Annotated in this window: 19 protein-coding genes and 1 tRNA gene; 7 read left to right on the top strand and 13 right to left on the bottom strand. The window is 62.9% G+C overall.

From position 1 onward, the window contains the following. Positions 1-25: 25 nt before the first annotated feature. Together NG898_RS06195 and NG898_RS06190 are read right to left on the bottom strand one after the other, a co-directional pair. Positions 26-1,213: a CaiB/BaiF CoA transferase family protein gene (locus tag NG898_RS06195; RefSeq protein WP_252691517.1), complete on the bottom strand. Its 1,188-nt coding sequence runs from the start codon at positions 1,211-1,213 to the stop codon at positions 26-28. Then, positions 1,210-2,973 (bottom strand): acyl-CoA dehydrogenase family protein, encoded by a 1,764-nt coding sequence (locus tag NG898_RS06190; protein WP_252691516.1) that lies wholly within the window; start codon positions 2,971-2,973, stop codon positions 1,210-1,212. The genes NG898_RS06195 and NG898_RS06190 overlap by 4 nt, the downstream gene beginning before the upstream one ends. Before the next feature lie 116 nt (positions 2,974-3,089). On the opposite strand from NG898_RS06190, the gene NG898_RS06185 reads away from it, so the two are divergent. Then, positions 3,090-3,986, top strand: a complete 897-nt coding sequence (locus tag NG898_RS06185) for a LysR family transcriptional regulator (RefSeq protein WP_252691515.1) — start codon at positions 3,090-3,092, stop codon at positions 3,984-3,986. Positions 3,987-3,995: 9 nt separating this feature from the next. Here NG898_RS06185 and NG898_RS06180 read toward each other — a convergent pair whose 3' ends face one another. The 5 genes from NG898_RS06180 to cyoA all read right to left on the bottom strand — a co-directional run bounded on the left by NG898_RS06180 (position 3,996) and on the right by cyoA (position 8,682). Beyond that, on the bottom strand, positions 3,996-4,421 hold the full coding sequence (locus tag NG898_RS06180; protein ID WP_252691514.1) for a GNAT family N-acetyltransferase: 426 nt from the start codon (positions 4,419-4,421) through the stop codon (positions 3,996-3,998). A 6-nt stretch (positions 4,422-4,427) separates the two neighbouring features. Next, positions 4,428-4,856, bottom strand: coding sequence for a cytochrome o ubiquinol oxidase subunit IV (gene cyoD / locus NG898_RS06175; protein ID WP_252691513.1), 429 nt, complete (start codon positions 4,854-4,856; stop codon positions 4,428-4,430). Next, positions 4,853-5,518, bottom strand: coding sequence for a cytochrome o ubiquinol oxidase subunit III (gene cyoC, locus NG898_RS06170; protein WP_252691512.1), 666 nt, complete (start codon positions 5,516-5,518; stop codon positions 4,853-4,855). The genes cyoD and cyoC overlap by 4 nt, the downstream gene beginning before the upstream one ends. Further along, complete coding sequence (cyoB, locus tag NG898_RS06165) at positions 5,511-7,514, bottom strand: cytochrome o ubiquinol oxidase subunit I (RefSeq protein WP_252691511.1); 2,004 nt, start codon at positions 7,512-7,514, stop codon at positions 5,511-5,513. Before cyoB ends, cyoC begins: the two co-directional genes overlap by 8 nt. A 115-nt stretch (positions 7,515-7,629) precedes the next feature. Continuing rightward, a complete protein-coding gene (cyoA, locus tag NG898_RS06160; RefSeq protein ID WP_252691510.1) occupies positions 7,630-8,682 on the bottom strand; it encodes a ubiquinol oxidase subunit II in 1,053 nt (350 codons plus the stop codon). A gap of 159 nt (positions 8,683-8,841) precedes the next feature. On the opposite strand from cyoA, the gene NG898_RS06155 reads away from it, so the two are divergent. From NG898_RS06155 to NG898_RS06145, 3 genes are all read left to right on the top strand, one after another. Continuing rightward, complete coding sequence (locus tag NG898_RS06155) at positions 8,842-10,161, top strand: MFS transporter (protein ID WP_252691509.1); 1,320 nt, start codon at positions 8,842-8,844, stop codon at positions 10,159-10,161. Between the two features lie 140 nt (positions 10,162-10,301). Beyond that, positions 10,302-10,742 carry a VOC family protein gene (locus NG898_RS06150; protein WP_252691508.1) on the top strand — a complete coding sequence of 147 codons (441 nt, stop codon included), beginning with the start codon at positions 10,302-10,304 and terminating at the stop codon, positions 10,740-10,742. Positions 10,743-10,815: 73 nt separating this feature from the next. After that, complete coding sequence (locus NG898_RS06145; protein WP_252691507.1) at positions 10,816-11,004, top strand: CsbD family protein; 189 nt, start codon at positions 10,816-10,818, stop codon at positions 11,002-11,004. 205 nt (positions 11,005-11,209) lie between these two features. On the opposite strand, the gene NG898_RS06140 is transcribed toward NG898_RS06145, so the two are convergent. The 3 genes from NG898_RS06140 to NG898_RS06130 all read right to left on the bottom strand — a co-directional run bounded on the left by NG898_RS06140 (position 11,210) and on the right by NG898_RS06130 (position 15,816). Further along, positions 11,210-11,296: transfer RNA gene (locus tag NG898_RS06140), tRNA-Leu, on the bottom strand. A gap of 149 nt (positions 11,297-11,445) precedes the next feature. Further along, a complete protein-coding gene (locus NG898_RS06135) occupies positions 11,446-14,565 on the bottom strand; it encodes an efflux RND transporter permease subunit (protein ID WP_252691506.1) in 3,120 nt (1,039 codons plus the stop codon). Positions 14,566-14,607: 42 nt separating this feature from the next. Next, the gene (locus NG898_RS06130) at positions 14,608-15,816 is read right to left on the bottom strand and encodes an efflux RND transporter periplasmic adaptor subunit (protein WP_252691505.1); all 1,209 of its coding nucleotides are present in this window, start codon (positions 15,814-15,816) and stop codon (positions 14,608-14,610) included. Between the two features lie 186 nt (positions 15,817-16,002). Between NG898_RS06130 and hpnD the strand changes: the two genes are divergently transcribed. Beyond that, entirely contained in the window at positions 16,003-16,836 is an 834-nt protein-coding gene (gene hpnD, locus NG898_RS06125) for a presqualene diphosphate synthase HpnD (protein WP_252691504.1), read from the top strand. Here hpnD and NG898_RS06120 read toward each other — a convergent pair whose 3' ends face one another. From NG898_RS06120 to NG898_RS06110, 3 genes are all read right to left on the bottom strand, one after another. After that, complete coding sequence (locus NG898_RS06120) at positions 16,837-18,021, bottom strand: DUF1501 domain-containing protein (protein WP_252691503.1); 1,185 nt, start codon at positions 18,019-18,021, stop codon at positions 16,837-16,839. It lies immediately after the preceding gene. A 25-nt stretch (positions 18,022-18,046) separates the two neighbouring features. Then, positions 18,047-19,672 carry a DUF1800 domain-containing protein gene (locus NG898_RS06115; RefSeq protein ID WP_252691502.1) on the bottom strand — a complete coding sequence of 542 codons (1,626 nt, stop codon included), beginning with the start codon at positions 19,670-19,672 and terminating at the stop codon, positions 18,047-18,049. Between the two features lie 69 nt (positions 19,673-19,741). Continuing rightward, positions 19,742-20,188: a hypothetical protein gene (locus tag NG898_RS06110; RefSeq protein ID WP_252691501.1), complete on the bottom strand. Its 447-nt coding sequence runs from the start codon at positions 20,186-20,188 to the stop codon at positions 19,742-19,744. A gap of 190 nt (positions 20,189-20,378) precedes the next feature. Between NG898_RS06110 and ompR the strand changes: the two genes are divergently transcribed. Together ompR and NG898_RS06100 are read left to right on the top strand one after the other, a co-directional pair. After that, complete coding sequence (ompR, locus tag NG898_RS06105) at positions 20,379-21,101, top strand: osmolarity response regulator transcription factor OmpR (protein ID WP_004627064.1); 723 nt, start codon at positions 20,379-20,381, stop codon at positions 21,099-21,101. 33 nt (positions 21,102-21,134) lie between these two features. Then, positions 21,135-22,496 carry an ATP-binding protein gene (locus tag NG898_RS06100; protein WP_232042906.1) on the top strand — a complete coding sequence of 454 codons (1,362 nt, stop codon included), beginning with the start codon at positions 21,135-21,137 and terminating at the stop codon, positions 22,494-22,496. Positions 22,497-22,565 lie beyond the last annotated feature (69 nt).

The raw sequence follows: 22,565 nt of genomic DNA, 5'->3' as shown, positions 1-22,565 counted from the left end.
CTTGTTGTGGTGAACCTGCCTTATTTCATTTCAGTACGCCGGCCTGGAACAAGCGCTGACGGGTGTCTGCGTCAATGCCGAGCGAAGCGAGCACGGCATCGGTATCGGCACCGAGTGCGGGCGGAGCGTTGCGATACGTGGCTGGCGTGCGCGACAGCTTGATCGGCGACCCGGTCCCACGGTACTCACCCAGCTGCACCACCATCTGCCGGTGCAGCGTATGCGGATGGCGCGCCACTACATCGACCGTCAACACCGGCCCGCACGGAACGCCGCCGTGAATCAGGTCTTGCGCAAGCGTCTCGCAGTCGAAGCGCGCCAGTTGTGTTTCCAGCGCGTGCTTCAGCTCCGCGCGATGCGCGCAGCGGCTGCGGTTGTCGGCAAAGCGCGCGTCTTGCGCCAGCTCCGCCGCGCCGATATGCGTGCAAAGCTTGGCGAACTGGCGATCGTTGCCTACCGCCAGAAAAATCGGCGCGGTACCGGTCTGGTAGCTGTCGTACGGCGCGATGTTCGGGTGCGCATTGCCGCTGCGCTGGGGCACCTTGCCCGAACCAAAGTAGTTGGGAAGATGCGGATGCAGCAGCGACACACCGCAGTCGTACAGCGCAATATCGATCGATTGCCCGCGGCCGCTCTTCTCGCGCTCGGCCAGCGCAAGCAGGATGCCGGCGAGCGCGTTGAGCCCCGTCACCATGTCGACGATCGGCAGGCCGACGCGCATCGGGCCGCCGTCGCGTTCACCATTGACGCTCATCAGGCCTGCCATGGCCTGGACGGCGGCGTCGTAGCCAGGTAGCCCACCGAGCGGGCCGTCAGGGCCGAACCCCGAGACGGCGCAGTGGATCAAGCGCGGAAAGCGCGGCTGCAGGTCGCGCTCGAAATCCATGCCCCAGCGGGCGAGCGTGCCAGGCTTGAAGTTTTCGACCAGCACATCGGCGTCTTCCAGCAATTGCCAGAGCACGGCGCGGCCTTCTTCGTTCGACAGGTCGACCGAGATACCGAGCTTGTTGCGGTTGACGCCATTGAAGTACCAGGCGGTATCCCTCTCGTCGAACGGCGGGCCCCAGGTGCGAGTCTCGTCGCCGACCGGCGGTTCCAGCTTGATGACCTGCGCGCCGTGATCGGCAAGCGCCTGCGTGCAATATGGGCCGCCGAGCACGCGGCTCAGGTCGATGACCTTCAGGCCGTGCAATGCACCGTGGATTGCGCTCATTGCGCGTCTCCAGTCGGCAAGGCCTGCACGGCGAGCGCAAACGACACCTCGCGCTGCTTGACGAGTGCATCGAGCAGCAATGCGTCATCGTTCTCGAGCAAGGCCAGCGGATCGACCGGTAGCAGTTTGTGACGCAGCACCAGATGCGCAAGCGCCAGCCGGCGATGGTCCGGCGCCAGACGCACGCCTTCCACCGCCATGAAGATGGCCGTGGTGATGTGATACAGCGCGGAGCCGACTTGGCGCACCAGTTCGTCGCTGCCGTCTTCAGCCACCTTGGCGATTGCGCGGCATACGCGATCGAGCGTGGCGCGCAGCAAGGCGTCGCTCTCCGGCGGCAGCGTGACGCCATCGAGCATGCCGATGAGATAAGCGCGCAACGGCTCCAACGCGCCTTCGCGCTTCACAGCGCGTGCAATGTCAAGCGCGACGATGTTGCTCGTGCCTTCCCAGATAGAGCCCAGATGGGCGTCACGCACGAGGCGCGCATCGCTCCACTCTTCGATGTAGCCGGTGCCGCCGCGCACCTCCATCGCGTCTCCGGTCACGCGGCGCGCATCGCGGCAAGCGCGGAACTTGATGAGCGGCGTCAGGATGCGCACGCATTTGGCGGCTTGCGCGTCGCCTGCATCGGCCAGCGGCATCAGTTGCGCGATCTGCATGAACATCGACCGCGCCTGCTCCGTCGGCAGCAGCATCTTCAGAAGCTGGCGCTGCATCAACGGCATGTCGATCAGCTTGCGGCCAAAGGCTTCGCGGTTGCGCGCAATGTGCAACGCTTCGGTGGTGGCGCGGCGCATCAGTCCCGCAGCGCGCACGCCGTTAGATAGGCGCGACATGTTGATCATGTCGGCCATCTGGTGGAAGCCTCGGCCGATCTCGCCGATCAGGTATGCGGTGGCGCCCTCAAGCACGATCTCGCCGCTGGCCATCGAGCGGGTGCCCAGCTTGTCTTTCAGGCGGACGATGCGGTAGTGGTTGCGCGAGCCATCGCGCAGCGTCTTGGACAACAGGAACAGTGCCAAGCCGTTGATGCCGGATGGTGCCCCGTCCGGGCGGGCGAGCACCATGGCGAGATCGGCATCCGCGTTCGAGCAGAACCATTTGTCGCCGTACAGGCGCCACGTTTGTGTACCGTCGGGCGCGGTTTCCAAGGCGGCACGCGTGGCGATGCGTGCGACGTCCGACCCGGCCGCCTGCTCGGTCATGAACATCGCGCCCTGGTACAGCACATCAAAGTCGCGCGAAGTCAGCATCGGCAGATAACGCGCCACCAACGCCGCGTCGCCGAACTTGCGCAACGTGCGCGTGAGCGAATCCGTCATGCTGACGGGGCAGCACAGGCCGAACTCGGCCTGCACGAACAGATATGTGAGCGCGTATTTGACCAGCGGCGGCGGTGCGTCGCCGGCATGGCTCATCGATGCGAGACCAAGCTCGGCATAGGCCACGCGTTCGAGCGCAATGTAATCGGGGTGCTTGTCGATGCTTTGCAAGGCTTCGCCGCGGCGGGTGCGGTGGCGAAGCTGCGGCGGATTGTGATCCGCGCTGATGGCCCAGGCGTCGAGTTCGTCCGAGGCGCGCTGGCCGAGCGACTTGAGCTGCGGCTCCAGCTCGCGGTATCGGGCGTCGCCCAGATACAGGCGCAAGAGACGCCCGAGGTCCGGATCGACGTGAAAGAAATTGATGCCCCGGCTGTCGGGGATATTTTGATGGCCGCTCGGATGGGTCGTAAGCGGCTGGCGAGCGATGTCATTCATGCGGGGGCCTCGCTGTCTCCTGTTTTGTCCGGCCAGCATAGAAACGCCATCGATAATCGTCCAATACAGGTTTTATCCGGTACGATAAATATCTCTTATCGTTCAACTAGGCGGCCATGGACCTGAAACAGCTGCGCTACTTCGTTGCCGTGGCGGAAGAACTGCACTTCGGGCGTGCGGCGCAACGGCTGTTCATTTCGCAACCCGCCCTGAGTTTCGACATCCGCAAGTTCGAGGATCAACTGGGCGTCCAATTGCTCGCGCGCACCAACAAGAGCGTGGCGCTTACCAACGCCGGCCAAGTGCTATTGGACGAGGCCCGCAAGCTGTTGCAGCAAGCGGCGGAAGTCGAGCGCATCACGCAGCGCTCCGCGCACGGGCTGGCGGGCCGGCTTCGTGTCGGCTTTGTCAATTCGATGCTGTATCGCGGCCTGCCACGCGCGGTGGAGCGCTTCGAGGCCGATCACCCCGCCGTGGAAATCATCCTGCGCGAGATGAACACCGGCGAGCAGGTCCAGGCGATCCAGCGCCAGCAGATCGACCTGGGTTGCGCGTACTGGGGCACGTTTCCCACCGAAGTCGTTTCCACGCCGATCTTCTCGGAACCCTTCGTCGCCTGCTTGCCCGCTGGCCACGCGCTGGCGCGTCGCAAGAGCGTGGGGCTGGATGCGCTTGCGCAAGAGCCGTTCATCCTCTTTCCGCGCACCGTGTCGCCGCACTATCACGACCTGATCATCGCGCTGTGCGTAGATGCCGGTTTCAGCCCCGTGATTCGTCACGAGGCACGGCTGTGGCAAACGGTGGTGACGATGGTGGGGTTCGGCATGGGCGTGGCGCTGGTGCCCAAGACGCTACAGCACGCCGGCGACGCACGCGTCAGCTTTGTGCCCCTGGCTGGCGGCAAAAAAGAATCGCCCGTGCTGTCATTACGACGCACGGGCGATGCAGAGCCGGTAGCAAGCCGCTTTCTCGAGTACCTCGAAGCCGCTGCGCAAGAGAACGTGAAGCCTTGAGGGCTTAACTCACAGCGTCTTGCTGAGGAAGATCCGGCTCGTACCGGGCGGGTCGCAAGGGACCTCTCCAAACCGCACCCAGCCGTTGCGTTCGTAAAACTGTGGTGCCTGAAAGCTGATCGTATAGACCACCGCCGAGCGGCAACCGCGGCGGCGCCCCTCTTCTTCAAACCTGCGCAACACCTCGGTGCCGAGGCCCATGCCGCGCAACGTCTCGGGCAGATGGAACAGATCGAGAAATAGCAACCCCAGCGATGTCCGCCCGCTCGCGCCGCCCACCACGTCGCCGCTCTGCGGATCGCGGACCAGCACGGCAAGCGGTTGCCGGTCGCCATAGCCGACGTGTTGATCGTTGAAGTGGTTCAGCCCTTTGCCGATGACCTGGATCGATTCGTCATCCGCCGCATCGGTGACGATGATTTCCGGAACGTGCATACGGTCCTACTGTGTTCGGGCCGGCAGGCTGACGGGGCTCGACTGCGTTGGCGGACGCATATGCGGCATCATGTTCGCGTTCAGGTGGTACATCACCCAGAGCGAACCGCTGAGCGTAATGACCACCAGCACCAGCGTGAACATCAGCGACAGCATGTTCCAGCCGCCCTCTGACTTGGCGTTCATGTGCAGGAAGTAAATCATGTGCACCACGATCTGCACCGCGCCGATGAGCAGAATCGCCACCGCCGTGGTCGATGATCTGTCGAAGACGTTCCCCATCACCAGCCAGAACGGAACCGCCGTCAGGAAGACGGACAACACGAAACCCGTCAGGTAGCCGCCCAGCGTGGCGTGCGGTCCGATCTCTTCTTCGTGGTGATGACCATCGTGGGCATCACCGTGTCCGTTCATCGTTTGATCTTGCGCGCTCATGGCAGCGTTCCCATCAGGTAGACGAAGGTAAAGACGCCGATCCAGACAACGTCCAGAAAGTGCCAGAACATCGACAGGCACATCAGCCGGCGCTTGTTGGCTGTGATCAGCCCGTGCTTTGACACTTGCACCATCAGCACGATCAGCCAGATCAGGCCAAACGTCACGTGTAGCCCGTGCGTGCCGACCAGTGAGAAGAACGAGGTCAGGAACGCGCTACGCGCGGGGCCCGCGCCCTCGTGTATCAGGTGTGCGAATTCGTAAAGTTCCACCGCAAGAAACGCTGCGCCGAAGACCCACGTGATGGCCAGCCAGATCTGCATGGCGGAGACCTTGTTCTGCTGCATCTGCAGCATCGCAAAGCCGTAGGTGATGGACGACAGCAGAAGGAACGATGTGTTGAGCGCCACCAGTGGCAGCTCGAACAGCTCTGCCCCGGTAGGCCCGCCTGCATACTCGCGGCCCAACACGCCATACGCGGCAAATAGGCATGCAAATATCAGGCAGTCGCTCATCAGGTACAGCCAGAACCCGAGCAGCGTGCCATTTGGCACATGCGGTTCTTCGGTGACGTGGAACTGGTAGCCGCCCGGCGGTACGTCATCCACCGTGGTGGTACCCGTGGGGCCGGTCACATGCAAAGGTGCGGTCGTGTCAGCCATGGCCTGCCATCAGTTGGGTGCGCGATGCTTCGGTCCGGATCACCTCTTCCGTCGGGATGTAGTAATCGCGCTTGTAGTTGAAGGTGTGAATGATTGCCGAGACGATCGTGGCCCCGAACGACAGGATGGCCAGCCACCAGATATGCCAGATCAGCGCAAAGCCGCACACCGTGGACAGCCCCGCGAGCACGATCCCTGCGGCGGTGCCCTTGGGCATGTGAATGGGCTTGAAGCCCTCCTGCGGACGCCGGTAGCCGTACTGCTTCATCTGCCACCACGCGTCGGCGTCATGTACGAGCGGCGTGAACGCGAAGTTGTACTGCGGCGGCGGTGACGAGGTCGACCACTCCAGCGTGCGGCCGTTCCACGGGTCGCCGGTCGTATCGCGCAGCTCCTCTCGGCGCCGGAAACTGACCACAAGCTGGATCAGGAAGCAGGCGATGCCGATGGCGATCAGCAGCGCGCCAAACGCAGCGATCTGAAACCAGATCTGCAAGGACGGATCATCGAAATGGTTCATGCGGCGTGTCACCCCAAGCATGCCCAGCCAATACAGCGGCATGAACGCGAAATAGAAGCCGACAAACCAGAACCAGAACGAAGCCTTGCCCCACGACGACACGAGGCGGTAGCCAAATGCCTTGGGGAACCAGTAGGTGATGCCTGCCATGAGACCGAACAGCACGCCGCCAATGATCACGTTGTGGAAGTGTGCGATCAGGAACAGGCTGTTGTGCAGCGAGAAATCCGCGGGCGGCACCGCCAGCAGCACGCCGGTCATGCCGCCCACTACGAAGGTGACCATGAACCCGATAGTCCACAGCATCGGCGGCTCGAAGCGGATCTTGCCGTGATACATCGTGAACAGCCAGTTGAAGATTTTGGCCCCGGTCGGGATCGAGATGATCATCGTCGTGATCCCGAAGAACGAGTTGACGCTGGCACCGGAGCCCATGGTGAAGAAGTGATGGAGCCAGACCAGGTAAGACAGCACGGTGATCACGACCGTCGCGTACACCATCGACGCGTAGCCGAACAGGCGCTTGCGGCAAAACGTTGCCACCACTTCCGAGAAGATGCCGAACGCGGGCAGCACCAGGATGTAGACCTCGGGATGGCCCCAGATCCAGATCAGGTTCACATACATCATCGCGCTGCCGCCCTGCTCGACCGTAAAGAAATGGGTGCCGACATAGCGGTCCAATGCGAGCAGCGTCACAGCGGCCGTCAGCACTGGAAACGCTGCAACGATCAGCGCGTTAGTGCACAGCGCCGTCCACGTGAAGATCGGCATGCGCATCAGCGTCATGCCGGGCGCACGCATCTTGACGATGGTGACCAGCAAATTGATGCCTGATAGCACGGTCCCGACGCCTGCTATCTGCAACGCCCATATGTAGTAATCGACGCCCACGTCGGGGCTCGCAAGGATGCCGGAAAGCGGCGGATAGGCCAGCCAGCCGGTGCGGGCGAATTCGCCCACGAACAACGACATCATCACCAGGATGGCGCCGCCCGTGGTCATCCAGAAACTGAAGTTGTTGAGGAACGGAAACGCCACGTCGCGCGCGCCAATCTGCAACGGCATGACAAAGTTCATCAGCCCCGTCACCAGCGGCATGGCCACGAAGAAGATCATGATCACGCCGTGCGCGGTGAAGATCTGGTCGTAGTGATGCGGCGGCAAGTAGCCGAGGTTGTCGCCAAACGCCACCGCCTGCTGGATCCGCATCATCACGGCATCGGCAAAACCCCGCAGCAGCATGACGATGCCCAGCACGACGTACATGATGCCGATCTTCTTGTGGTCGATGCTGGTGAACCATTCACGCCAGAGGTAGCCCCAGACGCGGAAGTACGTCAGCGCTCCGATCACCACAAGGCCGCCAAGCGCGACGACCGCAAAGGTAGCGAGCAGGATGGGCTCGTGATACGGAATGGCCTCCCACGTCAGGCGGCCAAAGATCATGTTGGCGAGTTCGGAACGCTCGGGCATGGATGTCACCTGGGCCTGTATTGACCAATTCTGGCCGATCAATGTTGGCGAAAAACGTCAGAGGGACTGAAAGAGCTGAAAAGCGCAAAGGGCCGGATCGACGCAAGGCCCTCGGCTACCGCAACAGCCTTCGACCATCGTTGATGGCCGCATCCGGCGCAAACATCGGCATGGCATCGGCCGTATTGCTGGCGGTACAGATTTCCGCCGACGGATCGAAGCGCCTCACGTTGCGGTTGCTCGCCATGGTGTCTGCCAGGCATGCCTGGCCATCCACACAGCGGTTCAGGATGCGGTCATAAAGGTCTGGTGCCACGCTGGCGTACCGCTGCACGGGTTCGCTCTCGCTGGGCTTGGCCAGCTTCAGGTAGGTGTCCTTCGACAGCGACGTGCCCGACGATTTGACCTGCTGAACCCACTGGTCAAAGTCCTGGTTCGACAGCCCATGGAACTTGAACCGCATGTGCGAAAAGCCTGCGCCGCTGTAGTTGGAAGAGAACCCGTCATACACGCCGGGCCGGTTGATCACCGCATGAAGCTTCGTTTCCATGCCCGGCATCGCATAGACCATGCCTGCCAGCGACGGCACGAAGAACGCGTTCATGACCGTGGTAGCCGTAATCCGGAACGCAATCGGGCGGTCGACGGGCGCAGCCAGCTCGTTGACAGTGGCAATGCCTTGCTCGGGATAGACGAACAGCCACTTCCAGTCCATTGCCACCACTTCCACGGTGAGCGGCTTGGTCTCGGCGGGCACCGGACGGTGCTGATCCAGCCTGGTTAGCGGCCGATACGGATCCAGTTGATGGGTGCTGACCCAGGTGATGGCGCCCAGCGTGATGATGATCAGCAGCGGCGCGGCCCAGATGGCCAGCTCCAGCACGGTGGAATGGTCCCAATCGGGGTTGTAGTTCGCGTTTTCAGCGCTCTCCCGATATCGCCACGCAAACAGCAGCGTGAGAAAGATCACGGGCACGATGATCAGCAACATCAGGCATGTTGCAATGATGATCAAGTCCCGCTGTCGTACCGCCATGTCGCCAGCCGGCGACAACAGCACGGCATTGCTACAACCAGTTAGGGTCACCAACAAGGCAATTGCTGCACCTCGCCAAAGCGACCTTCCCGTAATTCCAAGGGGTGTCACTACTGCATTGAAGCGTGGCATGGGTCTCGGAAGTGGCGTTTGGTTAACGTCGCGCTGGGATGGCCCAACGATCTTTCGACTTGTCGTTGCAGTTTAGGCGCTATTCTGGTCTTGTGATGACGGACTTTTAGATCGCCGTACGACATCCCCCTCCCCCGAAATCTCGATGGAGACTCCACGATGGCAAGTCTGACCCACCAGCATCGCGCGTCGCCCACTGCACCTCCGGCACCAGGTCACCATGACGTTGCACCGGCAGAGATCGCCATAGGCGTCGTGATCGGGCGAGCGTCGGAGTACTTCGACTTTTTCGTCTATGGCATTGCCTCGGTGCTGGTTTTCCCTACGGTGTACTTTCCGTTTGCGAGTGAACTGGCCGGGCTGTTGTTCAGCTTCACGGTGTTCTCGTTCGCCTTCATTGGCCGCCCCTTCGGCACGGCGCTGTTTATGCGGATCCAGCGCCGATGGGGGCGCAGCACCAAGCTGACGGCGTCGTTGTTCTTGCTTGGCACGGCCACAGTGGGCATTGCGTTCTTGCCGTCGTATGCATCGATCGGCCATTCGGCAATCTATCTGCTGGCACTGTTCCGCTTCATGCAGGGCATCGCCTTTGGCGGTTCGTGGGACGGCCTGCCATCGCTGCTGGCATTGAACGCGCCGGAAAACAAGCGCGGCTGGTACGCCATGGTTGGGCAACTGGGCGCGCCCACCGGCTTCATCATCGCTGGCGCGCTGTTCCTGTTCCTCTACACCAGCCTGAACTTTCAGGAATTTATCGAGTGGGGCTGGCGCTACCCCTTCTACGTCGCCTTCGCCATCAACGTGGTGGCGCTGTTTGCGCGGCTGCGGCTGGTGGTCACGCACGAATACACGCAACTGCTTGAGGAAGAAGATCTGGAACCCATCAGCACTTTGCAGATGGTGAACGCCCAGGGTTTCAATATCTTCCTGGGCGCCTTTGCCGCGTTGGCAAGCTACGCGCTATTCCACCTGGTCACCGTGTTTCCGCTGTCATGGGTGTCGCTGCGCAAGACACAAACCGTGCCTGCCGTGCTGACCGTCCAGATCATCGGCGCAGCGATTGCGTTTGTGGGTACGCTGGTCTCCGGCGTGATCGCAGACCGTTTCGGTCGACGCACCACCTTGGCGGCCATGGCAGTTCTGATCGGCATCTTCAGTCTGGCCGCGCCGTGGCTGCTCGATGGCGGTGTTGCTGGGCAGGACATCTTCATTCTGGTCGGCTTTGGCCTGCTGGGGCTGTCGTACGGACAGGCAGCCGGCGTGGTGACGTCCAACTTCGAAAGCCGATTCCGCTACACCGGGGCTGCGCTGACGACCGATTTTGGATGGCTGTTCGGTGCGGCATTCGCGCCGCTCGTGGCCCTAGGTTTGTCGTCGCTGTTCGGGCTCGGAGCGGTCAGCCTGTACCTGCTCTCAGGCGTGGTGGGGACGCTGGTGGCGCTGCGGATCAATAAGGCGCTCGGAACGCCGGATGCGTAGTGCCGTTGTCTGGACAAATCTCAGAATGAGGTGAGCGGCGCGAGGGGACTCGAATCCCCCATGATTTGGCTTGCCCATGCGCCAAGAACTGAAACACTGGCAAAGTGCTGGCCAGTCAGACTTGCAGCCGAGGAACCCGCATGACCGTGACGCGTATGGACAACGTCGGTATTGTCGTTGCCGACATCGATGCCGCCATAGCATTCTTCGCCGAACTCGGCCTCGAACTTGAGGGGCGCACCCCGATCGAGGGAGACTGGGCAGATGGCGTCACGGGATTGCCCGGCATGCGCGTTGAGATCGCCATGATGCGCACCCCGGACGGTCATAGCCGCGTGGAGATTTCCCGTTTTCTGAACCCGCCCGTGGTCGCCGATCATCGCGTCGCGCCTGTCAACGCACTCGGTTATCTGCGGATCATGTTCACCGTCGACGACATCGACGATACGCTCGCCCGGCTCGAGAAACGCGGCGCCACCATTGTCGGGGACGTCGTCCAATATGGCGACGTCTATCGGTTGTGCTACATCAGAGGCCCTGAGGGAATACTTCTCGGGCTCGCAGAGCAACTGGGCACGTAACGCTCTGGCCGCCGGGCACGCCAGCTGCTACCACTCCGCAGTGCGCAAGGGCGCATTTTCAAAGGAGCGGATCATGAACAAGGACCAAGTGAAAGGTACTGTCGAGAAAATGAAGGGCAAGGTCAACGAGACCTTGGGTAAAGCGACGAACAATCCTGCGCGGGAATTGAAGGGCGACCTTCAGCAGGCTGGCGGCCAAGCGCGCAAGGATGCGGGAGACGTCAAGGAAGCAGCGAAGGATATTGCGAAGAAGTCCCGCTAACTGGCGAGCGGATGACCAAGAAAAAAGGGCGACGAGTCGGTCGCCCTTTTTTCTTGGCTCGCAGCGGGCCGGATATGCTGCCCTCGCACGCGCAACGGCTCAAGGCCGCCCCCAAAAATGGGGCAAATGGAGTGTAAATCTGGCAAGAGAACGGTTAGATTTTTAATGACCTAAAAATCTAAATCGTTGATCTTCAAAGGAGTTTTGGTGCGAGGGAGGGGACTCGAACCCCTACACCATTGCTGGCGTCAGGACCTAAACCTGGTGCGTCTACCAATTTCGCCACCCTCGCCGGATGGATCGCGGCGCCCCTAGCTAGGGGCGCCGGAAAGGAAGCCCGCGATTATATCGCAGTCGGTCGGGGGTTTCCATCCCCCGCCCCGCATGGCGTGGTAGAGGGGTTCGAGTCCCCTCCCTAGCACCTGTCAAAGAACGCAAACGTCAGGCTGCCGGTGCCGCCGCCTGCGCCTCGGGTCGCTTGACGCGGAACCACGCCGCATACAGTGCGGGCAGGAACAGCAGCGTCAACACCGTGGCGATGATCAACCCGCCCATGATGGCGGCGGCCATCGGACCCCAGAACACGCTGCGCGACAGCGGAATCATTGCAAGCACCGCCGCCGCAGCGGTCAGGATGATCGGCCGGAACCGACGCACGGCTGCCTCGACGATGGCATTCCACGTTGGGACGCCGGCCGCCACATCCTGCTCGATCTGGTCCACCAGAATGACCGAGTTGCGGATGATCATCCCGATCAGCGCGGTAATGCCAAGCTGCGCGACAAAGCCCATCGGCGCACGCAGCAGCAGCAACGTGGCTGCCGCACCGATCAGCCCCAGCGGCCCGGTCAGGAACACCATCACCGAGCGCGAGAAGCTGTGCAGCTGCAGCATCAGCAGCGTGAAGATGATGAAGATGCACAGCGGCATCTGCGCAGCAATGGACGCACCCGCGTTGGCACTTTCCTCTTCCGCGCCGGCAATCTTGATCTGATAGTCCGGCGGCAAGTCAGCGCGAATCTTGTCGAGCAGCGGGTTGATCTGCGCTGTCACGGTCGGGCCCTGCACGCCGTCCACCACGTCGGATTGCACGGTGATGCCGTAGTCGCGGTTCTCGCGCCAGATCACACCGGGTTCCCACGCAAAACCAACTCGCGCCACTTGCGTCAGGGGCACCGTACGGCCACTGCTGGTCGGGACTTGCACGCGCTGCAGTGCGTCGAGCGTGTTGCGCTCGTCCTCCTGCGGACGCATCACGATGTCGAGCAGCTTGTCGCCGTCGCGGTATTGGGCGATGGGCGCGCCGGACATCACCGTCTGCGTGACCTGCGAGATGGAACCGGTCGACACGCCGAGCGCGCGCGCCTTGTCCTGGTCGATGTCCAGGCGCAGCACCTTGACGTTCTCGTTCCAGTTGTCGTTCACGCCCACCGTGTTCGGGTTGGCGCTCATGATGGCCTTCACCTGATCGGCGATCTTGCGCACCCCGCCAATATCCGGGCCCATCACGCGGAACTGCACCGGATACGGCACCGGCGGCCCGTTCGGCAGCAGCTTCACCCGGCCACGCAGATGCGGAAATTGCGACTTGAGCAACCCGATGACGTGTTGCCGCACGCCCTCGCGCGCCTCCAGCGAAGTGGGCATCACGATGGCCTGTGCCACGTTCGTCTGCGGAAGAATCTGGTCCAGCGGCAAGTAAAAGCGCGGCGCGCCGGAGCCGATGAACAGCGTCACGCTATCGACGTTCTGCTCCTTGCGCATCAGCGCTTCAAAGCGCTTGGCTTCGGCTTCTGTCTGGTTGAAGCTGGAGCCTTCCGGCAGCCACAGCTCGACCATCAGCTCTGGGCGGCTCGAGTCGGGGAAGAACTGCTTCTCGACATACTTGAAGCCGAACACGCCCAGCCCAAACGCCACCAGCGTGATGACGATCACCGTCTTGCGGTACTCCACGCACCAGTTCACCCAGCCGCGGAAACGGTTGTAGAACGGCGTGTCGAATAGCTCATGGTGGCCACCGCCATCCACATGCGATGTGGTTCGCAACAACAGGAAGCCGAGATACGGCACGAACACCACCGCCGCAAACCACGAAAGCACCAGCGCCAGCGCCGTCACCGCAAAGATGCCGAACGTGTATTCGCCCACCGTCGAGCGCGCGAGCCCCACCGGCAGGAAACCCGTGGCGGTGATGAGCGTGCCGGTCAGCATCGGCATGGCGGTCGAGGTGTACGCGAAGGTGGCCGCCTCCATCTTAGAGAAGCCCTCTTCCAGCTTGCGCACCATCATTTCCACCGCGATGATCGCGTCGTCCACCAGCAGGCCCAGCGCGATGATCAGCGCACCAAGCGAAATCTTGTGCAGCCCGATGTCGAAGATGTTCATGAACAGGAACGTCACCGCCAGCACCAGCGGGATCGTCAGGCCCACCACCAGACCCGGCCACACGTCAATGCGCAGCTTCGGCTTGGTGTGCAAGCCGAGCGAGAGAAAACTCACGCCCAGCACGATCACCACTGCCTCGATCAGCACATGCACGAATTCGCCCACAGAGCTCTGCACCGATTTCGGCTGGTTCTGCACTTGCTGCATCTCGATGCCGACCGGCAGCTTTGCGCGGATCCTGTCGACCGTGGCGCGCAAGTCCTTGCCGAGCTGGATGATGTCGCCGCCCTTGGTCATCGAGATGCCCAGACCGATCACCTCCTTGCCGTTGAAGCGCATCTTGGCGTGCGGCGGGTCGACGTAGCCGTGCTTGACCGTGGCAATGTCGCCCAGTCGGATGTTTGTCGTGCCGCCAGGGCCGCGCAGCGTCAGGTTCTCCAGATCGCGGATGTCCGAAAACTGGCCCGACAGGCGGATCTGCACGTTGTCGGTCGGCGTGACCAGCACACCGCTGGGGCCGATGTTGTTCTGTTGGCTGATCTGCGTGGCGATGCTGTTGATGTCCATCCCCATCTGCGCCAGCTTGGCCTGCTGGAACTCGATGTAGATCTTCTCGTCCTGATCGCCCAGCAGTTCGACCTTGGCGACGTTGGGCACGCGCAGCAATTGCTGGCGGATCGCATCGGCGTAGTCGTTGAGCTGCCGGTATGTGAAGCCATCGGCGGACAGCGCATAAATCGAGCCATACACGTCGCCGAAATCATCATTGAAGTACGGCCCGCGCACGCCTTGCGGCAACGTGGGCGCGATATCACCCACCTTCTTGCGCACCGTGTACCAAAGCTGCTGCGTCTCCTTGGCGGGCGACGTGTCGGCCAGCTGGAAGGTCACGAGCGTTTCGCCTGGCTTGGAGTAGCTGCGGATCTTCCAGGCGTACGGCACTTCCTGCAGCGCCTTCTCAATCTTGTCGGTCACCTGGCGCGACATCTGCTCGGCCGTGGCGCCGGGCCAGAAGGCCTGCACGACCATCGCGCGGAAGGTGAAGGGCGGATCTTCATCCTGCCCCAGCTTGGAATACGCAAAGATGCCGCCGAGCAACAGCGCCACCAGCAAGAAGCGCGTGAGCGGCTGATGTTCAAGCGCCCAGCGTGACAGGTTGAAACGGGAATGTTCCATACGCGCGAAGGTTGGCGTGTTGGGGCGGAAGCCGGGTGTGGCTTACCGGCGCGGCGTGATGGCGGACTGCGCCGACGGCTGATCGGCCGGCGCCATCGGCATCACTTTCTGGCCGGCCTTGAGCAGGTGCACGCCAGCGGTCACGATGGTTTGGCCGGGTTGCAGGCCGCTCGTCACCAGCAGCACGTTGTCGCGCGGCGCGCCTACCGTCACCGGCACGGGTTTTACCGTTTGCGATGCGGCGTCGTACAGCCACACCACGTTCTTGCCCTGGTCCTGCAGCAGCGCGCTGATCGGCACGCGTACGCCCATGCCGCCGCTGTCTGCGCCACCGCCGGGCCGCACAAACGTGGCCACTGCCGTCATGCCGAGCCTCAGTTCAGGCGGCGGATTCGGTACCGAAATCTTCACGGTGTACGTGCGCGTGAGCGGGTCGGCCGCCGGTGCAATCTCGCGTACCTTGGCCGGAATGCTGCGCGACTGATCCGCCCACAACTTGACGCTCACCTCGGGCGATTTGCGCAGCGTATCGACCTGGTCTTCGGGAATGCCGACCACGACTTCCTTCTCTGCCGTCTGCGCCACGCGCACGACCGGCTGTCCGGCCGAAACCACCTGCCCGACTTCGGCATCGACGCCCGTCACCACGCCATCGGCGTCGGCTTCAAGCGTGGCATATCCGGCTTGGTTCACCTGGTTGCGATAGCCGGCCCCGGCTTGCTCGTAGCGAGCCTGGGCGGCGTCATAGTTGGCTTGATGGCGTTGCTGTTCGGCCGCGCTGATGAAGCCCTTGGCGAACAGCTCGGAATAGCGCTTGAGATCCGCCGCGGCCAGATCGCGGTCGGTCTTGGCGGCGGACAACTGAGCCTGGGACGATTGCTGGGCGAGGGCGAGATCGGTCGGGTCCAGCCGCGCGAGCACCTGGCCTTTCTTGACGGTGGCGCCCACGTCCACCAGGCGGGCGACGATTTTGCCCGGCACGCGGAAGCCCAGGCGCGATTCAATGCGTGGGCGTACGTCGCCTGAGAACTCGGCCGTGCCGGCGCCCTGCTCCCTAGTGACCGTCATGGTGCGCACAGGGCGCACTTCGGGCGCCTTGGGCGCCTCCTTGCTGCAGCCGGCCAGCAGCGCCGCGCCGATCAACAAGGCGGCCGATGTCGTCATCGGCAATGAACGCGTGCGCGGCCGAGACCGCGTGTCGGAGAAACCGGTGGAGTCGGAATGCGGGTACGGCAAACGCAACGCTGGCATGACACGCTCTCAGTAAATAACTGACCGGTCAGTAATATACCCACGGCAATGCGCAGGGTCAACGACACGGCCGCGTCTGATTGACTTTTCTTGGCAAGTGCTCAGGCAAGGCTTTACGGCATGCTGCACTGCAACGCGCTGTAGAATGGCCGCCCTGCTTCAAACCTCACCACGACGGCCCTTTCCGTGACCCCCGACGATTACTGCGCCGACAAAGCGGCCCCGCCCGGCAGCGACGTGTACTACAGCGTATTGTTTCTGGCACCCGAACGCCGCCGCGCGACCATCGCCCTGGAAGCCGTACGCCGCGAGCTGGAAGACGCCGTGCGCGATGCGAGCGATCCGGCGGTCGTGCAATCAAAGCTGCAGTGGTGGCGGCAAGAGCTGGTGCGGCTGTTTGACGGTCGTCCCGAACACCCGGCGGCCAGGGCATTGCAGCCGCATCTGGCCGCTTACGATATCGGCGCGGTGCACCTGGGCGAATTGCTGGCCGGCGTCGAGGCTGACGCCATGCAGAACCGCTATCTGGATTGGCCCAATCTGCGCCGCCACGGCGATCAGGTGGCGGGCGTGGCAGGTCGGCTGACGGCTCGCATTGCCGGACAAACGCATGCGCGCACGCTTGAATTCGCGCGGCTGATGGCACTCGCCGAGCAGCTCGTTCATTTCGTCAGGAACCTGGGCGAAGACGTGCGCCACAACCGCGTCTACATCCCCGTAGACGAACTGCAGCGCTTCAACGTGCCGGCCGCCGATCTGTTCAACCGCCGCTATGCAGAGGGCTTTAAGCCGTTGATGGCATTTCAGGCCGAGCGTGCCCGCGCGACCTACAAGGAGGCACTGGCCGCGCTGCCGGCAGAAGATCGGCGCGCGCAGCGTTCAGCGCTGATTCGCGGCGTGCTGGCCATGCGCCTGCTCGACGAGGTGGAAGCCGACGGCTTTCAGGTGCTCACGCAGCGCACGGACCTGACGCCACTGCGCAAGCTGTGGCTGGCCTGGAAGACGCAGATCCGCGGTTGATCAGGCTTTGATGAGATCCAGCGGCGCAAACCGCCCCGCCAGCACCGGCTGCGAATCCATCCCCCACCAGCGCTCCAGCACCGTGGCGTAAAGCGACCGGAAATCAACCGACGGGTCGAGATTGCCGCCGCCGTCCAGGCGTTCAAGCATTGGCCCCTGCCCGGCCAGCCCGCCCTTGACGCGGCCACCGGCCACGAAATGCGCGGCAGCCGTGCCGTGATCCGTACCGTTGTTCAGGTTCTCGCGCGGGCGGCGGCCAAACTCGGAATACGTGACGATCAGCGTGTCGTTCCAGCGGCCCAGCTCGGTCAACGCGCTCTTGAGCGAAGCGATGCCTTCGCCCAACTGCCGCAGCAGGTTCGCCTGCGTGCCCTGCTGGTTGGTATGGGTATCAAAACTGCCGAGCGACAGGCACACCACGGCAACATCCGCACCGCCATGGCCCGGAGCTGCCACCACCTGCATCGCCGCCTTGATCGAGTTGCCGAACCCGCCGTCAGGAAAGTGCGTCCGGAACGCGAACTTGCCAGACTTCGGACGCAGCCCGTCGGCGGCTTTGACAATGTCCGCCTCGACCTTCAGCACGTGCGCGAGCGTGGCGTTGCCCATCGCGTGAGAAGGCATCGCCAGTTTGGCTTCGTTGAGGAACGCATCCGGATTGGCCAGCGCGACGGCGCGTGCGCCGCCGTCGAGCGGGCCGAGATCAGCACTGCCGATGATCACGCCGTCGGCGCCGAACGATGATGGCACAGGCCGCGCGGCAAATGCACGCGTCAGCCAGCCTTCGCGCAGGTATTGGTCGGAGCGCGAGGCCGTGTCCCAGATCTCGATCGAGCGAAAGTGCGAGAGATTCGGCTGCGGATACGACAACCCCTGCACCACCGACAACTCCCCCGCTTGCCACAACGGCATCATTGCCTGCAAAGACGGATGCAGCCCGTAACGGTCATCCAGCTGCAGCACCTGCTCCCGCTTGACGGCAATGCGCGGGCGCAGCGCGTAGTACTGGGCGCTCGTGTACGGCACCACGGTGTTCAGCCCGTCGTTGCCGCCCTTGAGTTCGATGAGGATGAGCAGGTTGCCATAGCCCTTGCGCTTGTCTTGCCCTTGCGCAAAGACAATCCCCGGTACTGCGCCACCCATGCCGAGCATGGCGCCGGCCTTCAGAAAATCGCGACGTTCCATGATGTGTGCTCCTGCGGCGGTGGTGTTACTTCAACTGGAAAGCCGGGTCCATCATCAGCGTGCGCAGGTACGCCGTACCGGCCAGCTTGACGGGAATCGGCGCGGTCGGCTCGATCGGCAACACCGCGCGCTGGATCGAGATGCGCGGTGCAAGTTGCGGCGGGTCATCTCCATCCGCACCGAACTGCGCGAGCCATTTGTCCGAGTTGAACGACACCATCGTCTGCGACTGCGCCAGCTTGAAGCGACCTTCCTGCCCCATGCCCTTGAGCGCCTGACCCAGGCCCTGCACGGCACCGCCCTGCTTCAGGTCTTCGCGCATGGCGGCCACCATCATGCCGGGCTTCTGCTGTTGCGCCTGTTGCTTGGCCGGGGGCGCCTTCATCTCCGTCGAGCGGAACAGTTGATCAAGAAACTGCTTGCGCCCCAGCAGCGTGGTCGAGTTGATCCAAGCATCGCCGCCGGGCCAGCCCTTCACGTTGGGCGGGGCCAGCAGGTTCTGCCCCAGCTGCGCAGACTTGATGGCAAACGGCGTCGGGTCGGTGTACTGCACATTGAACTGCTTCAACGTGCCGACAATCATCTCCACCGGCGACTTCACCAGCGTCGCATGCGATTGCGGCGCCCAGAACGCCGGCGCCAGGAACAGCTCGCGCAACGCCACCTTGATGTCGTAGCCGCTTGCCCGGAACGCATCGGCCACGCGCTGCGCCTGTGCCGCGTCCACGTCTGGCGAAACGAACTCATGCCACAGCTTGGTGACGATGAAGTTGGCCGTCTCGGGGCGAGACAGCAGGATGTCGAGCATCTGGTCGCCGTCGTAATCGCCGCTCTGGCCAAAAACCGTCTTCACGCCCGTGTCGTGAATCTGCGGCCGCCAGATGTAGGCGAAATCGTGCTCGCGGTCGATGCTCCAGCCCGTATAGGTGCGCGCTGCCTCTTTGATGTCCTGCTCGGTGTAATGCCCTTCTCCCAGCGTGAACAGCTCCATCACTTCACGGGCGAAATTCTCGTTCGGCTTGCCCTTGCGGCTTTCGGCGCCATCCAGGTAAATCAACATCGCCGGGTCTTTACCGATGGCGTGCAGCATCGTGCCGAAGTTGCCCACCGCGTTCTGCCGCAGCAGCACGTTCTGCCGGTACATCAACTGTGCAAACGGCACCTTTTGCGAACTGGAAACGAAATGGTTGTGCCAGAACAGCGTCATGCGCTCGGTCAGCGGTGACGGCGTCTTGATCATCTCGCCCATCCACCACGCGCGCAGCTCCAGCTCGTGCGCAGCGTTCTTCTGGCGTGCCGCCTTGCGGGCGTCTTCGTCCGGCAGCTTGTTGTACGGGATGATCGGCTCGTTCACCCACGCTGGGGGCGCTTGCGTGGCAACGGTGCCCGTCTGGGCAAGGACGCGGTCGACAGCTTCGCGGTGCGTAAGCCCGGCGTAGGCGTCGAGTTCGCTTTCGGAAGGCGCAAAGCCGACGCGGGTGAGGAAATAGCGCGCATCGTCTCGGTCCAGGCGCTGCTCGTCGGCGGCGGGCGCCTTGGCTTGCGCGCTGTGGCGATGCGGCTTGTTCTGCGTTGCCGCATGCGCGGGCTGCAGTGAAAGCGCGCCGGCTGCGGCCAGCGCCAAGAAGATCGTGGTGCTACGGATTCGCATGTCGGTCCCCCGAAACGACCCTACTGCTTTGCCGGGGCAGCGACTCATGCGCCTTTCCTCGGCCCCTACCTAGCCGCCACGGTGGTAGATATCCCGCGTGACGTCATAGATGTTCTGACGCAATTGCTTGCGTTCCTCGGGAGACAGCTTGCGTTGCCCAGACCCACGATCAGCATTCTCACCACGGCGGTTTTCCATCGCGGCGGCGCGGCGGCTGCGTTCATCGCCGCCATGCCCGCGCGCCGGACCCTGCCCGCCCCTTTTTTCCTGTGCGCCGGCCTGCATCGCATGCCCGCCGCCGAAAAAGCCGCCGAATCCGCCAAAGCCACCGCGATCACCGCGCGCGTGCGCCTGCGAGCCGGCCGCACAGAGGGCAAGAACACAGGTCAACAGCGCCACGCGCCGCCGAAACATCACTGAGCGATTCGAAAAAGGGAGTTGAGAAGCCACGTCTTTGTTGCTGGAAACCGATGCGCCATGCATCATTGCGCGACAATCGATAACAGGCAACCGCATTGCACGCCAGTCCCCTCCGCAGGGGGAAACAGACCCCAAACCGTTGCGAGGAACTGCCAAGGCAGTGTAGCTGCGCGTCCTACAGACTGTTCGCGTGACTCGGTAAATAATGTAACCGTCTGTTTCAATTGGGCTTTTACTGCCTCCTGTTGTTGATTGGGCCCATGTTTTTGTCGTTACCATAAGCGCCATGGAAAATTCCGGTCAAAAGATTCTCGTCGTCGACGACGACCCTCGCCTACGCGACCTGCTGCGCCGTTACCTGGGGGAACAGGGCTTCACCGTGCTGGTGGCAGAAAACGCCACGGCCATGAACAAACTCTGGCTGCGTGAGCGCTTCGATCTGCTCGTGCTCGACCTGATGATGCCGGGTGAAGACGGCTTGTCGATCTGCCGTCGCCTGCGCGGCGCAAACGATCAGACGCCGATCATCATGCTCACCGCCAAGGGCGAAGACGTCGACCGCATTGTCGGCCTCGAAATGGGCGCGGACGATTATCTGCCCAAGCCCTTCAACCCCCGCGAGCTGATCGCCCGCATCCACGCCGTGCTGCGCCGCCGCGGTCCGGCGGAGATCCCCGGTGCGCCGTCAGAGACGCCCGAAACCTTCGCCTTTGGCGATTTCGTGCTCAATTTGGCCACGCGCACGCTCAAGAAAAACGACGAAGAGATCACCCTCACGACGGGTGAATTCTCCGTGCTGAAGGTGTTCGCACGCCATCCGCGCCAACCCCTATCGCGCGAAAAACTGATGGAAATGGCGCGCGGCCGCGAATACGAAGTGTTCGACCGCAGCCTGGACGTGCAGATTTCGCGCCTGCGCAAGCTGATCGAACCGGACGCCAGCAACCCCCGCTTCATTCAAACCGTGTGGGGCCTGGGCTACGTGTTCATTCCCGACGGCGCCAAGTAAGCACCCGAGCAACCTTTCTTTTCCGCATCCGACTTGCGCATCCCGCGTCCGGCCGCGTTGCGGCGTCTGCTGATCAGTGTGTTTGGTTCGCTGTTCTGGCGAACCTTCATGCTGATCGCATTGCTCATCGCGATCTCTCTGGGCGTGTGGTTCCAGAGCTTCCGTATTTTCGAGCGTGAACCGCGCGCTCAGCAGATCGCCATGCAGGTGGTCAGCGTGGTCAAGCTCACGCGGGCGGCGCTGCTCTATTCCGATCCGTCGCGACGCCGCTTCCTGCTGCTCGATCTCGTGCAGAACGAGGGCATCAAGGTCTACCCGCGCGAGAAGGAAGACGAATACCGCGAGCCGCACACCAACCCGTATCTGACACAGCTCGTCCAACAGGAAATCCGCAACCGGCTTGGCGCCGACGCGGTAATCGCCACGGCCGTCAACGACATCCCGGGCGTGTGGGTGAGCTTCCAGATCGAGGGCGACGACTACTGGGTCGCCATCAGCCCGGACCGTTTTGAGCACGTGCCTGGGCTGCAGTGGCTGTGGTGGTCGATGGCGGCGCTGGTGCTGTCGGTGCTTGGCGCAGCGTTCATTACGTCACGCGTAAACCAGCCGCTCAAGCGCCTGGCCGATACGGCGCGCGCCATCAGCGCGGGGGATGATCCGAAGGCGCTGCCCGAAGGCGGCGGCACCGAAGTGGCGCAGGCAAACCATAGCTTCAATCAGATGGTGCGCGACCTCAAACAGCTTGAGGCCGATCGCGCCGTCATGCTGGCCGGCATCTCGCACGACCTGCGCACGCCGCTCACGCGCCTGCGCCTGGAAACCGAGATGAGCCCCGTCGACGAGCAAACGCGCGAACTGATGGTGGCCGACATCGAACAGATGGACGCGATCATCGGCCAGTTCCTGGACTACGCGCGCCCCAGCGGCGAGATGCTCGAAGACGTGGACCTGACCGAACTCGTGCGCGACACGGCGCCCGTCTACTCCGCACACGACGATATCGACCTGACGCTCAAGCTCGCGCCCGAGGCCATCGCCCGCTGCAACCGCATGGAAACGCAGCGCATTCTCGACAACCTGATCGAAAACGCACGACGCTACGGCAAGACCCCCGGCACGAATCGCGCGGAGATCACCGTCAGCACCTTCCTGCAAGGCAACGAAGTTGTATTGTGCGTGGCCGATCGCGGTGCGGGTGTGCCGACCGATCAGCTTGCGCTGCTCACGCGGCCGTTCTACCGCCTTGAATCGGCACGCAGCGAAGCCAAGGGCGCCGGGTTGGGCATGTCGATCGTCAATCGCATCTTGCAGCGCAGCGGCGGTCGCCTCGTGCTTGAGAACCGCACGCCGCCCGAAACGGGGCTGCTCGTGAGCGCCTGTTACGCGCGCGCCTGATCCGGCACACCGCCTCGATCCGCCCCCCGGGCATATCCCCTGCTTCCCACCACTGTCATGCGCCGCCGA

Source organism: Ralstonia mojiangensis (assembly GCF_023955645.1).
Taxonomy (GTDB): Bacteria; Pseudomonadota; Gammaproteobacteria; order Burkholderiales; family Burkholderiaceae; genus Ralstonia; species Ralstonia mojiangensis.
The sequence above is the reverse complement of the archived record's forward strand: the minus strand, read 5'-3'. Positions and strand labels throughout refer to the sequence as shown.